The 15,164-nt window shown below is 55.8% G+C and carries 11 protein-coding genes; 3 read left to right on the forward strand and 8 right to left on the reverse strand.

The annotated features are described in order from the left end of the window. The first annotated feature begins 11 nt into the window (after nt 1-11). A complete protein-coding gene (locus tag ACQYWX_RS09360; protein WP_431688585.1) occupies nt 12-686 on the forward strand; it encodes a site-2 protease family protein in 675 nt (224 codons plus the stop codon). Between the two features lie 27 nt (nt 687-713). On the opposite strand, the gene ACQYWX_RS09365 is transcribed toward ACQYWX_RS09360, so the two are convergent. From ACQYWX_RS09365 to ACQYWX_RS09375, 3 genes are all read right to left on the reverse strand, one after another. Then, the gene (locus tag ACQYWX_RS09365) at nt 714-1,541 is read right to left on the reverse strand and encodes an ATP-grasp domain-containing protein (protein ID WP_431688586.1); all 828 of its coding nucleotides are present in this window, start codon (nt 1,539-1,541) and stop codon (nt 714-716) included. Nucleotides 1,542-1,841: 300 nt separating this feature from the next. Beyond that, nucleotides 1,842-2,717 carry a hypothetical protein gene (locus ACQYWX_RS09370; protein WP_431688587.1) on the reverse strand — a complete coding sequence of 292 codons (876 nt, stop codon included), beginning with the start codon at nt 2,715-2,717 and terminating at the stop codon, nt 1,842-1,844. A gap of 108 nt (nt 2,718-2,825) precedes the next feature. Further along, entirely contained in the window at nt 2,826-5,522 is a 2,697-nt protein-coding gene (locus ACQYWX_RS09375; RefSeq protein ID WP_431688588.1) for a CHASE domain-containing protein, read from the reverse strand. A gap of 306 nt (nt 5,523-5,828) precedes the next feature. Here ACQYWX_RS09375 and ACQYWX_RS09380 point away from each other — a divergent pair, with 306 nt between their 5' ends. Next, nucleotides 5,829-6,755, forward strand: a complete 927-nt coding sequence (locus tag ACQYWX_RS09380; RefSeq protein ID WP_431688589.1) for a choice-of-anchor A family protein — start codon at nt 5,829-5,831, stop codon at nt 6,753-6,755. 87 nt (nt 6,756-6,842) lie between these two features. Here the strand turns inward: ACQYWX_RS09380 and ACQYWX_RS09385 are convergent, their stop codons facing one another. From ACQYWX_RS09385 to rluA, 5 genes are all read right to left on the reverse strand, one after another. Next, entirely contained in the window at nt 6,843-7,862 is a 1,020-nt protein-coding gene (locus ACQYWX_RS09385) for a DUF4340 domain-containing protein (protein ID WP_431688590.1), read from the reverse strand. 3 nt (nt 7,863-7,865) lie between these two features. Further along, on the reverse strand, nt 7,866-10,802 hold the full coding sequence (locus ACQYWX_RS09390; protein ID WP_431688591.1) for a Gldg family protein: 2,937 nt from the start codon (nt 10,800-10,802) through the stop codon (nt 7,866-7,868). Then, the gene (locus tag ACQYWX_RS09395; protein WP_431688592.1) at nt 10,792-11,739 is read right to left on the reverse strand and encodes an ABC transporter ATP-binding protein; all 948 of its coding nucleotides are present in this window, start codon (nt 11,737-11,739) and stop codon (nt 10,792-10,794) included. The genes ACQYWX_RS09390 and ACQYWX_RS09395 overlap by 11 nt, the downstream gene beginning before the upstream one ends. Nucleotides 11,740-11,999: 260 nt before the next feature. Continuing rightward, a complete protein-coding gene (gene dauA, locus ACQYWX_RS09400) occupies nt 12,000-13,730 on the reverse strand; it encodes a C4-dicarboxylic acid transporter DauA (RefSeq protein WP_431688593.1) in 1,731 nt (576 codons plus the stop codon). A 171-nt stretch (nt 13,731-13,901) separates the two neighbouring features. Then, the gene (rluA, locus tag ACQYWX_RS09405; protein WP_431688594.1) at nt 13,902-14,564 is read right to left on the reverse strand and encodes a bifunctional tRNA pseudouridine(32) synthase/23S rRNA pseudouridine(746) synthase RluA; all 663 of its coding nucleotides are present in this window, start codon (nt 14,562-14,564) and stop codon (nt 13,902-13,904) included. Between the two features lie 215 nt (nt 14,565-14,779). Here rluA and ACQYWX_RS09410 point away from each other — a divergent pair, with 215 nt between their 5' ends. Next, nucleotides 14,780-15,148 (forward strand): DUF6713 family protein, encoded by a 369-nt coding sequence (locus ACQYWX_RS09410; protein WP_431688595.1) that lies wholly within the window; start codon nt 14,780-14,782, stop codon nt 15,146-15,148. Nucleotides 15,149-15,164: the final 16 nt, after the last annotated feature.

The following is a 15,164-nucleotide window of genomic DNA, read 5'->3' on the forward strand; positions in this document are numbered from 1 at the left end:
GGAGTTTATCGATGCCACCTGAGATATCCCTACTGCTCGCCGTTCTGCTTTACATGCCTCTACACCTGACCTTGATGGCTGTGTGCGCGAGAGCGTTTGGCGTCAAAGTCAGGGAGATCAGTATCGGTTCCGGGCCTCTCCTGCTGCAGACGGGCATTGTCAGCATTCGAGCAATTCTTCTCGCGGGCTACGTCAAACTCAAAGATTCGCGAGAAGAGCGAGATGAGAGGGGCGATGTTAAACCGGCGCCTGACGCCTACGACTGCCAGCCAGCCTGGATCAGAGCGGTCATCCCGCTTTCTGGATGCTTCTTTGTGCTGGCTTTCGCATTGGGTGTTTACGAGGACGGCTGGCGTAGTTTCGGCGCCGCCTTCGTAGAGATTTTTCTGGGGGCGTTTAGTCCCCTGTCCGTTGCACAGGAATATTTACGCGAAGGCGCCGTATTCGCCGCCAACAATAACTTCATTCTGCTATTCGCCCTGGTGGCGACCAAGCTATCCGCATGCAATCTATTGCCGCTGCCTCATATGAACGGCGGACAGGCGTTGATGGCGTTGCGCCAGCCGCGTCAAACGGAAGCTCAGCCGAAATGGATGCTCTGGCTGATCCTGCCGGGACTGCTGTTGCCGTTGAGTTGGATTGGAGCCTACGCCGTCTTTATCTGGCGTGCGTTCACTGGCGGTTGAATTCACACGGCCAGCTTGCATGGCCTGTTAGTGGGAGAGTGTATAGGCGGAGACTTCCCGCACGATGGTTTCGATATCGCAGGCATAGAAACCGGAGCTGTTAAAGCCGTTAATTTCTAATACATAAAGCTCTCCGGCGCAGACCGCAACGTCCATGACGAATACGGGAGCTGGACTCCATGTGGCCGCCATTGCTTCCGTAAATCTGATTACCGCCTCAGGCGCGCCAGCCGAGACCTGCATCCTACCGTCAGCGCGATAATGGCTGGCTGTGACGACTTTTCCTGCGACGATAAACAAACGCCACTCATGTTCAATGTCTTTGGGTTTCGCCGCTACCATAGGCAACGACAAATCCACCGTGAAGCCGCCGGGTCTGAGTTTATCCGCCCACTCCTTGAAGGCTTTGAAGGTGGTGATCGCTCCTGCAAACTCTTTTAAATCGCCATCCGGTCGGATGAAAAAGACTTCCTCGTCGTCAGCGCCGCTTTGCGCGAACTGTTCCATGGTCAGAATCCGGGCGTCTGCGTTTAACAGGCGGTCGCCATAGTGGCGAAGAGCTTCGGAGAACAAAAACTGGCGCTCATCGAAGTAAGCGCAGGGGCTCCATCTGCCGGAGCGATGCGTGTGCGTGATGAAGTTGGAAGAGCCATAGAAAATAGCCGGTCTGTCATTCGGTATATCAGGCAGGTCCGTCGCGAACGGAATGACCCGGGTCATAGCGCAGTCATAGCCCAGCCCGCGGCAGGAGGATTCTATCTTCGCTGCGTCATCGCTGTCGCCAAGGTTGCTTTGCACGACCCAGAGCAGGTTCGCGGACGTGTTTGATGTGCTCTTAGACGGTTGTTCACTCATGATTTGATAGACGACCCGTGTGAATAAACTGACTTATGACTGACGTATGAATAGACTTATAAATAAAGTGGCGCATGAAACAAATAGAGACGTAACTCATCGCCTGCGCCATTGAAGATCGTCCGGCATGCTTATATACTCGCTTAAGAACTTAGGTTTTGACGTTTTCTGGAGCTGATTTATGCGCATGCCCCGTGAAAGATAAACTGAAGCATCCTGCTTCCGCCAGCTGAGTTATTCTTGTTTCCCCTGATTTCAGGGCCTCGCCTAATTAATTGATCTAGCTTTAACTTTCGCGTTTCAGTCCAGAAACAGCGTCCATCTTTTTCTCGCCAGTTTGATCAACGCCTTCATATAAACCGCTGTTTCCAGCACTTTGCGGCATTCCATTTCGATAAAACCGACCTGAGCTTTTTCGAACCTGTCATAGTCGCCAGTCTCAATGGATATTTTCATGTAACGGTCGCTGTACAGGTCGTTGCAGGACTTAATGCAGTACTTGTCATGAGCGATGAACTGCATGGCCGCTGGCTTCAGATGTTTGGGCAGACTTTCCAGATTGCAGGAATCCATGAGGCCTTCTGAGGTGGAAAGATAGTACTGATAGGGCAGCCCTTTGTGCTTTTTGCTGGCGTCGCGTTGATATTGCGGTAGTTCGTTGCGGAAGGCTTCGAACTGGGAGCGAATGTGGCGCACATAGTTATCGAAAGGCGTTTGCAAATAACCGTTCATCAGCGCGCGTTTGCTGTCGATGTTGAGATCTTCTGACGGCCGCGTCAGGCCTAGCGGCAGCCAGCGTCGCCAGCGACTGACCTGTAACTTGCGGGCGATGGCTTTTACGGCTTCATCGATTTCCTTGCGGGTGGACAACATCAGGCCGAAGTCTTCGAACAGCATTTCCACCAATGCGTCCATTTGCGCCAGCGCCTGTTGCTGCGCATTGATCAAGGTCAGGTAATAGCGGGCGGCGGGAATCAGAATCTGAATAAGGATGGCGCCGAGCACCACGGCGACGATGCGTGGATCAATGGCGGCGATCCAGCTTTTGCCGGCTTCCGGGTGCAGGATATCCTGCAGCGGTGAACTGAAAATGCTGACGATCATAGCGATCAGCACGATGCTTAGCGCAATCCAGACGAAAAAAGAAACGCGTAGAAATCCCCAGGTCCACGGCATGCGGCCTATCCTTCGATATTGGGCTGATAAAAGGGAAATATTAGAAAATTAAAGCATTTGAAAGTCAAAGAAAGGTCGTTTCAGCAAGAATATTACGAGATTTTCACCCTAGGAGGACGCTTGGGCTTCCCACACCGCGCCGTTAGTTAAGGCGTGCAGGCGAAAGTAAAAGGTGGCTCCGCAGTTAGGTTCGGAATGGTAGCCGATCTGGCCGTGGTGACGCTGGACGATTTCTCTGGAAATGCTCAATCCCAGGCCGGTGCCGCCTTTGAGGCGGGTGTCGGAACTGTCCGCCTGGGCGAACTTCTGGAAGATTTTATTGCGGAACTCCGGCGGCACTCCCGGTCCCTGGTCTTGCACGGAGACTTCCCAATAGTGGGCGTGAGTATTCAATGTCAGCGACACGGCTTCGTCGGCGGGTGAGAATTTGACGGCGTTGGAGATCAGGTTATCCAGTACTTGCCGCAAACGATCCCGGTCTGCTTTCACCAGCGCGGGCGATGCGGGCGGTTCAAAGGCGAGGGTGACGGAGGCTTTTTCCGCGAGCTGCTGATTGGCGCTTAAGGCCTCATCGATAAGGTCTCTTAGGTCCAGACGTTCAAAACTGAACTCCAGACCGCCGGACTCTATTTTCTGAATATCAAGCAGGTCATTGATCAGGCGCAGCAAGCGTTCACAGTTGCTGTAGGCGATGTGCAGCATTTGTTTAGCCTGGTCCGGCAGCAGGCCGAGGCGGCCGGAATCCAGCAGCGCCAGTGAACCGTTGATGGCGGTTAACGGCGTGCGTAGTTCATGGGAAACCGTGGAAATAAACTCGTTTTTCAGGATATCCAGACGTTTGCGTTCGCTGATGTCGGCGATGAAACCGCTATAGCCATCCATTTTTCCGCTGGCGTCTTTGCTGCGCTGCAGATGGATTTCCACCCAGGGCGCCCGTTCCAGTTGCAGGGCGTTCAGGCGCAGCTCCAGAAACAGGCTGGACTCTTCCAGCCGGGCGATTTTCTGCAGCGCGTCCTTTAGCTTGTCGCAATCATCGGGGTGAAAGTAGTGAAACATTTCACGGCCGACGGCGTCGTCAGGATTTTCCCCGGTCAGGCCGCTCCAGGCGGGGTTGAGCACTCGCCATTGATAGGCTTTATCGGCCTGAAAGATCACCTGTTTTAACCCCGTGAATAATTCCTGATAACGGGTTTCCGCTTTGACCAGTCGTTGTGATTGATCGATGACCTCTTTCTCTATCTTTACAGTATGCGCAGTCTCCAGCAGTAAAACCGCGGTGAGCAGACTGCCGAACAGGACGGCCAGTATCAATGCGATCCAGGGGGTGATGGACGCGTCCTGTTTGATGAATAAACGCGTCGGCGTTATGGATATTCGCCAGATCCTTCCGGAGATATCCATCTGCATGGTTTGCGTGAACATATCCTCCAAAGGATTGTCCGGCGCACTCTGGCGAGAGATGAACAGCGCCTCGGGTTGTTCGGGTTCGGTGATATCGAAGATCTCGATATGAAACAGTTCAAGATTGATGTCTTGGGATAAACGATCAATCAGATTGCCGATCTGAACCGACCCTACGACAAATCCCATAATCCGGCGCTTCTGATCTGAGTTGGCGCTTTGCGGCGGACTGGAGTAAACCGGCGCAATACAGATGGCCCCTTTACCGTAGTTTCCTACCAGAGTGATCGGCGCGGTCAGCGTCAAGTCGCCCTTACGCATGGACTCCAGAATGGCGCTGCGGCGTATGGCGTTGGAATACAGGTCGAAGCCTTGCGCCGCGCGGGTGACTTCATTATTGGGCGTGACATACAACACCGGCACATAGAAATTGCGCTCCGAAGCGGGAATCTGCTGTTGGCCCAGGGTCTCGCGTATTTGATAGTCCTTCTCCAGCAACAATGTCGCCCAATGCTCGAAATTAGAGCGACTGGCTTTATCAATATAGGGCGCCCAACCCAGACCGCTGATGTCGCGATGGAAGTTGCGAAACTGTGAGGCGTAACGCTCGAAGTCCTGCGGCACGATGACCTTGGAGCCCTCAAACAGCAGTGCGAGAGCGCTGACGGCATTGGTGATCCCCTGTATCTGGTTGAAGGTGGACCAGCGTAGTTGCACGCCCTGCTGGCGCACGTCTTCTTTAATCTGTTTTTGGTCCGCCTGCACCAGATAATAATGAGAAATCACCGCGAGAGTGAAAGACGCCAGCCCTGGCAACGTCACCAGCAATCGCCGCTTCAGCGTGCTGTTTTCCTTTTGCAGCCATAGCAGCAGAATTGGGGCGAAGATCAGGACGCCGAAGGTGTCGCCAAACCACCACGCCAGCCAGTGAGCGCCTGCGTCCTGGATGTGTATGACGCCCAGGCTGGCCATCAGACCAATGCTGAGAGTTGCGCTGGTGACGCAGGCCACCGGTCCGCCGAGTATGAGCAGGCGCGCCACATCCTGCTTTTTTTCCAGAGAGGGACTGAAGTCCGCGCGCATGCGAATCAGGGTGGCGCCGATGACCGCCTCCAGCGGGGCGCCGATGGAAATGGCGAGCGCCAGTATGACCTTGCTGAAGGAGTCCGCCTGCTGCGATACCAGCTCCGCGGCGAAACTCGCCAGCCAGATGGCGGGCCAGATGCTGCGGCCATAATGGATCATGCCCGCCAATGCGATGCCTGCGGGTATCCATACCGGGCTGGCGTTGCTGCCGGGCAGTGACAATAGCAAACCGGCGCGGGCAGTGAGGAAATAGGCAATAGCCAGGGCGCACGCCGGAGCCAGAACGCTGAGCTGCGATGGCCACTGATGTTTCGCCATAGGCGCAGGCAACCTCCTGTTGGGCTAAAAAATGATCAGCGTCAGATTGATTATAGACACAAGTTTGCGTCACGGCGGCCGGATATAACCCTGGGGCATTTAACGCTTTGAAATCACTTACAGTTTTTTACATTTGTTTACCCTTGGGAACGGCTTCCTCGTGGGTTTGGCGGGTTGACTCCGGTATGATGCGCATGCCTTAGCAAAGGGTGACAGGTAGTTTCTTTTAGAAGTGTCAAACATTTAGCCGCAGGCGCTTTCCCCTCTTTTTCATATGGATTTCTTTTTGATGTGTCAGGGTGGTCAATGATCTCAGTAAAACAGTTTTACGCAATCACACTTGTCGGTTTCAGTGCGGCTATTTCCGCTAACACTTACGCGACGCCGGTCAATCTCGGCGCGGCGGCGAACTACAACGGATTCTTCCATGGCGATTTCACGTCTTCCCCAAATGACAGTGAAGGCGCGTTGGCGGTGGGCGGTAACGCCAGCCTTACCGGTTATACGCTGAACTCTTTCCGCGAAAATGATGGACTGGCGATTGTCGTCGGCGGCGATTACAGCCATGTTGGCGGCGATATCCACGGCGACGCTCTGGTTGGCGGGCAATTCACCACCGCCAGCGCGGGCATTTTTGGAACGGTGAAGGATCATGCGGTATTGCCGATTAATTTCGACGCCGAATTCGCCAAGCTGACGCAATTGTCAAAAGAGCTGTCTTTGGCGGATTCCCTTGGCGTGACTGAGCAGTGGGGCGCTTTGACTTTCAATGGCGATAGCTCTGGCGGTCAGCAGATCTTCAATATCAGCGAGAAGGACTTCGAATCGGTCTGGGGCTTCTTCGCCAAAGATATCGGCCAGCACCAGGAGCTGATCATCAACGTGGCGGGCGACGTCATCGACATTGATCCCGCCGACTACAAAATCAAAGCCAGCGACTGGTCCTGGGTGGGTAATGAAACCAGCGTGATCTTCAACTTCTATGAAGCGACGCAGATCAACCTGGCTGCTGGCTTCTATGGAACCATTCTGGCGCCGGGCGCGGATATCTTCGCTAACGGCGGTCATGTTGACGGTCAGGTGATTGCGCACTCCTGGCAAGGCGCCAACCAGCTGAACTGGCATCCTTATGAGCACAATGTGGAGCTGCCTGAGCCGGCGACCTTTGGCCTGATGTTGTCCGCGTTAGCGGTTGTAGGCGCTGGCGCACTGCGTCGCAAACCGCAGGCGTAACCAGTAAAAACAGTCAGTGGCTGTGAATAAAATACGATGAGAGAAGGCCCCGAATTCGGGGCCTTTTTCATGGTAGCAGCTTGCTGATCAGGAAGAGGCGGGCGCTTCCGTCGTCTCCGTAGCGTCGCCTTGTTGCCCCAGGTTGACTTCACTTTGTTCCGGCTCGGTCACGGGGGCGGCGCTGACGAAACGGGCGCGCTCCAGATCCAGCAGTGAGTCGACATGACTGGCGTCGATCTTGAACACTTGCGGGCGGTCGGAGCGGGTGAGGATGTAATAGTCGCCTTCCGCCGGTTTGCCGAAATTCAGCTCAAGAGACTGTTCCCCCTGGGCGTTCTTCTCTTTTAACTGCAGTGTAAAGCGAAGCTTGGGTTCGCTCAGGTTATATTCCGGCTTCACTTCCGCGCCCAGCACATCCTCGAAGCGCATGTCCGCCAGGGACGCCAGCAGTTTGTGAGCGGCTTCCTCATTGGTGACTTCGTCGCTCTGCAGGCCTTCCAGATCCCATTTATCGCCGTTCTTATTCAGCACGATATCCTTGATCTTGACCTGATCGATGCTCTCTTCGGGCACGGCGGTCAGCTTGTTGTCCACCCAGTCTTTACCGGCCATGGGAAGCTCATGGGTGGCGTAATTGACCGCGAACACGGCGTCCTGCTCATTCAGGCGCGCGTGCACTTTGCGATATCCCGGGGACGTGCCCAGATAGAGCGTGGCCAGCGTATTGTCGCCCTGGGCCAGCTCCAGTTTGCGTTGGAACTTATCCGCGGCGACTTCAAAGCGCTTGGCCCCGGAAGCGCTGGTGGCCACCGGCCAACTGGCCTTAAGCTCTTTCAGCTTGGTCAGCATGGCGTCCACTTTGCCGTTGGCGACAGGCAGGTTGTAGTAACTGGCCACTACCCAGCCGTTTTGGTCTTTTTTCAGGTCGACTTTCGCCGTTTCTTCGCCGTAGATATGAATGGCGTCAGGCTGCCTGGACTCCAGGTCGAGCAGCGCCTGATCGGTGTGGGTGTAGGCCGACTGCGAGCCAGGCCAATGCAGGGCGACGATAAGCGCCGCCTGCGCCGCCAGCGCGATGGAGAGTAATTTGGTCCACTTGGCGTTCATCTATCAAGCCCTCCCTAATTCCAGCATGCCGGCGTAATAGCTCTGCCGACGGTTGAACCATAAGCGGAACAATGCGTACAACAACGCCAGTCCAGCGATCGCCAGACCGTAGTTCAGATATTCCCAGAACTGCTGGCGCTCTGCGCTCATCGGGTAGAGCGTGTTGGCGAAATGGCTGCGTGAGCGGATTTGCAGCAGGCTGCGATCCTCCAGCGACCAGTCCACGGCGTTTTGCACTAACTGTATGGAGTTGAGATAAGGCGCCCGTTCTGTGGAGCTGATCAGGCTGATGGTCTGATCATTCAGGAACTCGTTAGAGGAGAACAGAATGATGCGCGCGGATTCCGGCGATTTATCGATGACGCCGCCGAAATGCGTTTTCTCTGCTTTGTCTTCCTTCTGGCCGGCCTTATTGCCGTCAGTGGAAGTCTGATCCGCTTTTTGCGCGTCGTCGGCTTTGCTCAACAGAGGCGACTCCTTGCCTTTAAACGAGGACTCGAAACGCCCTTCCAAAGCGACGCCCACCAGATAGGAGTCGGGTTCGCCTTCGCTGGTCCAGGGGCTGACGCGGCCGTCGGAAGAAACCCGGGGCGTTACGTCCAACTTGTCGGAGACCCAGGATTGCGGCGAAGAGTGCAGCAGTTCCGTGATCTGCAGCGACTTGGTTTTTTCCTTATCCAGCTCAATGGGGGAAGCCCAGCTCATGGTGACGTTAGGCAGACCGGACGTGATCGCGGAATCCTGATTCATGCCGGTATCGCGAATGTCGGCGAAATAGGGGTAATCCAGCAGACGTATCTCCCGGAACGACATGCCGCCCACATTACGCGTGACCGGAATGGGGAAGCTGGCGTTCTGTGGGTCCAGCACCATAGACTGCGCGAGGTTGATCCCGTAATTCTGCAGCCATGTTTCCAGCCCGGAGGTATGTTTGCCCGCCGTGAGAGAGTTGGAGGTCATGCGGGTTTGATAGGGCGAAGTGGACAACAGGACCGTGCCGCCTTTCATGAGGAACTGGTCAACGGCGAACAGTTGCTTGTCGGACAGGGACTCCGGCGCCGCCAGCATGAGGATATCCGCGTCTTCAGGAACCAGACCGTCTTTCAGGTCGACAGTTTTAACCGTCATCGTTTCCATCAGCTTGTCGCGCAACGTTTTAAAGCTGGGCGAGGTTTGCTGACCGAGCTGCTGCATGTAAGGGTTGGCGTCGCTTTCTGGAACCACCAGCGCCAGCGTTTTGGTGAAGCCCGCCGAGAAGCGTTTCAGGCCGCTTTCAATATTGCGCTTGAGGCCGTCTTTGTCGAGGGAGTCGGGCAGGGCGATCTGCACGTATTGCTTGCTGTCGTTCATCAACAGGTAGAAATAGAAACGGTCATTGGACAGCAGGCTGGTGGCCATCGGTTGCATGCCGAAATCCTGCTGAATCTTCTGCGCCAGTGAGCCGTCGCCCGCATTCGGGTCCTGCAGTTCATAACTGAATTTGCCGCTGGACTCCTGTTTGATTTCCGCCAGCACGTCATTCAGCTCCTGCGCCAACGTTTGCAGTTCTTTCGGCAGTTGCTGGGTGGAGGAGACGTAACCGTTCAGTTTTACCGGGGTGTTAATGGTGGCGAACAGGTCGCCCTGGCTTTGATAGGCGTACAGCACTTTCTTGATGGCTTTGGTGATGTCGTATTCCGGATTGCGCAGGCGCACGTCCAGATCCGACTCATTGCGATCCTTCACTTCGATCAGGTCGCGGAAGCCCAATACTTCGAATTGATCGCCGTAGCTGATCAACACGTTGAAATAGGAATTCACCAACGACGCTTGATACTTGTCCGACACTTGGAAGGGCACCGGGCGGATGCTGTATTTGTTGTTGGCTTCGTCTTCCAGTTCGGGATTGCTTTGCGGATCGACGAACTCCACGCGCACTTTATCGCCGCCGGCCACCTCATATTCCTTGATCAGATCCCGCAGCTGTGGAACCAAAGGCGCCAGCAGAGGGTGGGTCTTGGCGGAAAAGTAGCCGCGAATCAACAGCGGTTCCTGTAATTGATTCAGGTAGTCGCGGGTGGCGTCATTAATGGAGTACAAATTGCCGTCGGTGAGGTCCGCGCGCAGTGTTTTGACTTCGCTCAGCCATAGATTGGCGGCGAACAGGTTGGCGATCATCAGACCGGAGACGGCGTACCAGGCGCGATGGTTGGAGCGGGCGCCATGGCTGCTGGACCAACGCTGTTTCTCCAGCGCCAGCACGTTCAGCGCCAGAAACACACCGACCAGGCTGAGATAATAATAGAGGTCGCGCACGTCGATGATGCCGCGGGTGATGGATTCAAAACGAGAGCCGGTGCCCAGTTGCTTGAGGACTTCGCCCGTTGAGTATCCAAACAGGTCCACCAAGGTGTCCGAGCCCAACAGATACAACAACGAGCAAACCAGCACCGTGACGATCAGACTGACGATTTGCGACTCATTCTTGGCGCTGACATACAGGCCAATGGCGAGGTAGGCGGCGCCGAGACACAGCGTGGCCACATAAGCGCCGATAACCGGACCCCAGTCCAAATGCCCAAGATAAGACACGGTGAAGGGGATCGGCAGCGTCAGCGCCAGGGCGATGAGCAACAGAATGAAGCAGGCGATAAATTTGCCCAGCACCAACTGCAATGGCGTCACCGGCAGCGTCATTAAAAACTCGATGGTGCCCATGCGCTTTTCATCGCTCCACATGCGCATGGTCAGCGCCGCCACCAGGAAGATCAGCAACAGCGGCATCCATTCAAACAAGGGGCGCACGTCCGCGATGTTGCGGGCGAAGAAGGCTTCCACCCAGAAGAAAATAAACAGGTTAACCGCCAGAAAGGCGGCCAGGAAAACAAACGCCACCGGCGAAGAGAAGAACTGAGAGACTTCCTTGCCAGCCATCCGTAATACGCTTTTTTCAGGCAGCATAGGGAACCTCCGCAACTTGATTCACTTCCTTGAATACGGTCTCCAGGTCGCGCACTTCCGGGTGCAGCGCCAGGATGGGCACATTGGCGTTGATGAGTTTGCGCGCGACGTCGGACACAAAGCTTTCGTCCACCTGCGACAGAGAGGTATTGAGCGCGTAAGTGGACGTGCCGCCGTCAGTGGCGATGGGCTGGATGTCCCGCAAGGCGCCCAGATCCGCCAGTGCGCTCTTGATCTGCGCCTGGCCTGAACTGCTGCGCAGCAAGAGACGTTGCGATTTTTGCAGGTCCGCCAGAGAAGAATCCAGCGCCAGTTCGCCGTGACGGATCATCAGCACGCGGTCGCACATGGCGCTCACCTCTTGCATGATGTGCGTGGACAGTATCACGGTGGAGTGGCTGCGCAATGATGTGATGAGGTCGCGCATGTGCTGTATCTGTGAAGGGTCAAGGCCGTTGGTGGGTTCGTCGAGGATAAGGATTTTGGGGCGGTTGATGATGGCTTGGGCGACGCCGACTCTTTGCCGGTATCCCCGGGATAAGGTGCTGATGGGGTTGAGCGCCTTATCCCGTAAATCGGTGCGGGCGACGGCGTCTATCACCGCCTGGCGGCGCTTGTCCGCAGGGGTTCCTCTGAGTTGCGCGGCGTAGTCCAGATAATCCACCACCGTCATTTCCGGGTAAGTGGGTGGATTCTCCGGCAGGTATCCCATATTGGCGCGCAGTGCGAGTGAATGCTCGCGCAGGTCTTTGCCGTCGATGCGGATGTCGCCTGACGAAGGCTCAAGATAGCCCATCAGCATTTTCATGATGGTGGTTTTGCCGGCGCCGTTATGGCCAAGTAAGCCGACGATGCGGCCGCTTTCGATATTAAAACTCACGTTATTGACGGCGGTGAAGTCGCCGTAATGACGACTGAGGTTCTGGACATTGATCATGGAATCATGTCTCCCTTCTGACATTTACAACGAATAATGCTTATTGGTTATGTTTCGGCATTGCGCCGAGATGATTCCGGGGGGCGTGGGCTTTTGACTTTTCAATGTCGAAACGCCAATAAGCCCGATTCCCGGGCGCGATAAAAATAGGGGCTTAAATATAAGAAAAAAATACCGCGACCGAGCAAAATTAATGAAATTTAACCACTTGTCGCGTCTGGGGCGAACGCCGGGAAGTCCCGGCGCACAAGAAGCAGGAGTCAGGTGGAGGGATTATTAATTAATTGCAAGGCGTCGCTGAGGGTAGGGGCGAAGCGCAGAGCGCCCTCGATGGGTTTGACGTTGGCCTTGGCCAGGGTGCGCAACGGTTGAAACTGCAAGTCCGCCAGGATGAGTTGGCATCCACGTTGTTGGCGTGACTGGACGAACTTGTTAAAGGCGGAAAGCCCGCCGGCGTCCAGCAGGGACACTGCGTCCATGTACAGAATCAACCCCTGTTTCGTTTCCGTCAGCATGTCCAATTCGGAAAATACCCTGTCGGCCGCGGCGAAAAATAAGGGGCCGTTGATCTTGTACACAGCCCAATTGTCCGGCAGTGGCGTGGAGATCAGCTTGGGGTGGCTGGAGATATCGGAGACCTTGGTCATCATTGATATATCGCGCATGAACAGCAACGCCGCCATGACGATGCCGGCGGAGATCGCCAACACCATATCGAACAGCACGGTGAGCGTGAGGCAGGTCATCAATACTAGAATATCGCCGGTGGGGGCCTTCTTGATCAGCGCGACGACTTTATGCGCTTCGCTCATGTTCCAGGCTACCATCAATAATAACGCCGCCATGGAAGCCATTGGCAGATAGGCGAGCAAAGGGCCCAGGGCGATCAAACCCGCCAGAACCACGGCCGCGTGCACCATGCCGGAGACCGGGGACTCTGCGCCGGAACGGTAGTTGGCGGTAGAGCGCGCGATGGCGGCAGTCGCCGTGATGCCGCCGAAAAAGGGAACCACCAGATTGCCGATGCCCTGGCCGAGCAACTCGCCGTTAGCCTGATGGCGACGCCCGGTCATGCCGTCCAGAACCACGGCGCACAACAGCGACTCAATGGCGCCCAACATGGCGATGGAAAACGCCGCAGGTAGAAGCCGTTCGAAGGTGCTCCAGGTCCAGGCCAACGGCTGGCCGTCCGGGCCCGGTTGCAGCCAGGGCCAGGTGAAATCCGGAAATAGACTGGGAATGCCATGCCCCACGCCGCCGTCAGCCAGGGGATAGGTAAAACGAGAGCCGATAGTGTCTACGGGATGGCCCGCCGACGCCAGCGCGAGGGAAACGGCGACGCCGAGCAGTACGGCGGGAAGATGGCCCGGGACCGGCATCTTCAGGCGCGGCCACAGTATCAGTAACGCCAGGGTAAGAGACGCCACCAGAATGTTCGCCCAGTCCAGCGTCGGGAGCGCCAGCGCCAACGCATGGACTTTGCCAATATAGGTTTCCGGCATTTCGGCGAGGCTGAGCCCGAAAAAGTCTTTCACCTGCAACGTGGCGATGACGATGGCGATACCGGACGTGAAGCCCAGGGTGACGGGCTCTGGGATGTATTCAATCAGTCTGCCCAGGCGGGCCAAAGCCAGTCCTACCAGAATGAAGCCGGACATCAGCGTCGCCATCAATAGGCCTGCGAGTCCAAATTCCGAGGCGATGGGGAACAGGATCACCACAAACGCGGCGGTGGGGCCGGATATGCTCAGACGGGAGCCGCCGGTCAGCGCAATCAGGAACCCGGCGATCATGGCGGTATAAAGGCCGTGTTGCGGCGGCACGCCACTGGCGATAGCCAGCGCCATGGCCAGGGGGATGGCGATAATGCCCACGGTCACGCCGGCGATCAGGTCCTTGCGAAAGCGATGGAGGTTATAGGGTTCTTTGATGCAGCTATCGACAAAGGCGCTAGCCAGACGTACCGAACGCAAATGCGCGCGATGTGGCATATGGACTCCGAAGATGTGAGGTTAAGGGACTCGGCGCCAGACTGACCCGCCGTCATGGCGGGACGCAGCCCGGCGCGCCCTTAGTTTAGCATGGCGCGAGGGTGAAATTATTATGTGATTGATTTTAAAGATATTTTGTATCGACTGGAGCGTGAATTGTTATCAGAAGCTTCAGGCGAAATCGGCAGGAACCTGGAAAGTCATGTCCTCGCCAGAATAGGGATGTTTAAAGCTCAGGGATTGCGCGTGCAGCAACAGGCGGTCGCTGGCGGCCAGCGCTTCCGGAGACGCATAGAAACGGTCGCCGAGAATGGGATGGCCAAGGGACAGCATGTGAACGCGCAGTTGGTGCGAGCGGCCGGTAATGGGGTAGAGCTCCACCAGGGTGGCGTTATCTTCCCGCGATAACACGCGATAACCGGTCACCGCCGGTTTGCCGTGCTCGAAACAGACTTTCTGTTTAGGACGGTTGGGCCAGTCGCAGATCAGCGGCAGATCCACTTCGCCCTGGTCTTCCTTGATCACGCCCCAGACTTTGGCGATATAGGTTTTGCGCACTTCGCGCTCCATGAACTGCCGTTTCAGCTCTTTTTCCGCATTGCGCCTCAGGGCCAGCACCAGCACGCCGGAGGTCGCCAGATCCAGCCGATGCACCACATGAGATAAGGGATATTTCTCTTTTACCCGGCTCCAGACGCTGTCATACAAATGCGCGCCGCGCCCGGGAGTGGTAAGAATGCCGCTGGGTTTGTTGACGACAATAATGTCCTTGTCTTCATACAGCGTCTCCAACCAGGGCTCGGTTGGGGGAGAATAAACGAAATCGTCTTGCATAGGCGGAACGGCTGGCCAAGTGGAATAATAAGCTCCCAGGGACGGGATTTCGGCAGTTATAAGGCGGTTCGCAGGATAAATCAATCAAGTATTGTTATCGCCGAGCCGGCGGCCATACACTATCCGGCGCTGGTTAATGACGTTCAGCCTGTAAAGCAAACAAGAGATCCAATAAAAATAAAACTGGGACGGGAACCGTCGCGGGAGGATAGAGCATGGAGCGTAGTTATCTGACGACCTTATGTTTGTTGATTTTCCACCAGATTGACGCCGCTTACTGGAAGGAGTGGGAGATGTTTCAACTTCCGGGAGGCGTTCAGGGATATCTGATTTTCAATATGCTGGCGTTACCCATCCTGCTATACGGATATCGACAAGTGTTGCTGAAAAAACGCAACGCGCCTCTGTTTTCTTATGCCTGCGCGGGCCTCGGCATGCTCACGTTCCTGATTCACGCCGGCTTTTTTCTTACCGGATACGCGCAGTTCAAGCTGCCGCTGTCCATCGTGTTGATTACCGGCTGTCTGGTCAGCGGCCTTTGGCAGTTTTTCCAGACCCGGTTATTCGAAAGACATCAGCGCTGACGTCCTGGCTCAGCTT

Source organism: Hahella sp. NBU794, assembly GCF_050749805.1.
GTDB lineage: Bacteria > Pseudomonadota > Gammaproteobacteria > Pseudomonadales > Oleiphilaceae > Hahella.

Coding starts and splice junctions, on each gene's coding strand:
- ACQYWX_RS09360 (WP_431688585.1), top strand. CDS start 12: ATGCCACCTGAGATATCCCTACTGCTCGCCGTTCTGCTTTACATGCCT.
- ACQYWX_RS09365 (WP_431688586.1), bottom strand. CDS start 1,541: ATGAGTGAACAACCGTCTAAGAGCACATCAAACACGTCCGCGAACCTG.
- ACQYWX_RS09370 (WP_431688587.1), bottom strand. CDS start 2,717: ATGCCGTGGACCTGGGGATTTCTACGCGTTTCTTTTTTCGTCTGGATT.
- ACQYWX_RS09375 (WP_431688588.1), bottom strand. CDS start 5,522: ATGGCGAAACATCAGTGGCCATCGCAGCTCAGCGTTCTGGCTCCGGCG.
- ACQYWX_RS09380 (WP_431688589.1), top strand. CDS start 5,829: ATGATCTCAGTAAAACAGTTTTACGCAATCACACTTGTCGGTTTCAGT.
- ACQYWX_RS09385 (WP_431688590.1), bottom strand. CDS start 7,862: ATGAACGCCAAGTGGACCAAATTACTCTCCATCGCGCTGGCGGCGCAG.
- ACQYWX_RS09390 (WP_431688591.1), bottom strand. CDS start 10,802: ATGCTGCCTGAAAAAAGCGTATTACGGATGGCTGGCAAGGAAGTCTCT.
- ACQYWX_RS09395 (WP_431688592.1), bottom strand. CDS start 11,739: ATGATCAATGTCCAGAACCTCAGTCGTCATTACGGCGACTTCACCGCC.
- dauA (WP_431688593.1), bottom strand. CDS start 13,730: ATGCCACATCGCGCGCATTTGCGTTCGGTACGTCTGGCTAGCGCCTTT.
- rluA (WP_431688594.1), bottom strand. CDS start 14,564: ATGCAAGACGATTTCGTTTATTCTCCCCCAACCGAGCCCTGGTTGGAG.
- ACQYWX_RS09410 (WP_431688595.1), top strand. CDS start 14,780: ATGGAGCGTAGTTATCTGACGACCTTATGTTTGTTGATTTTCCACCAG.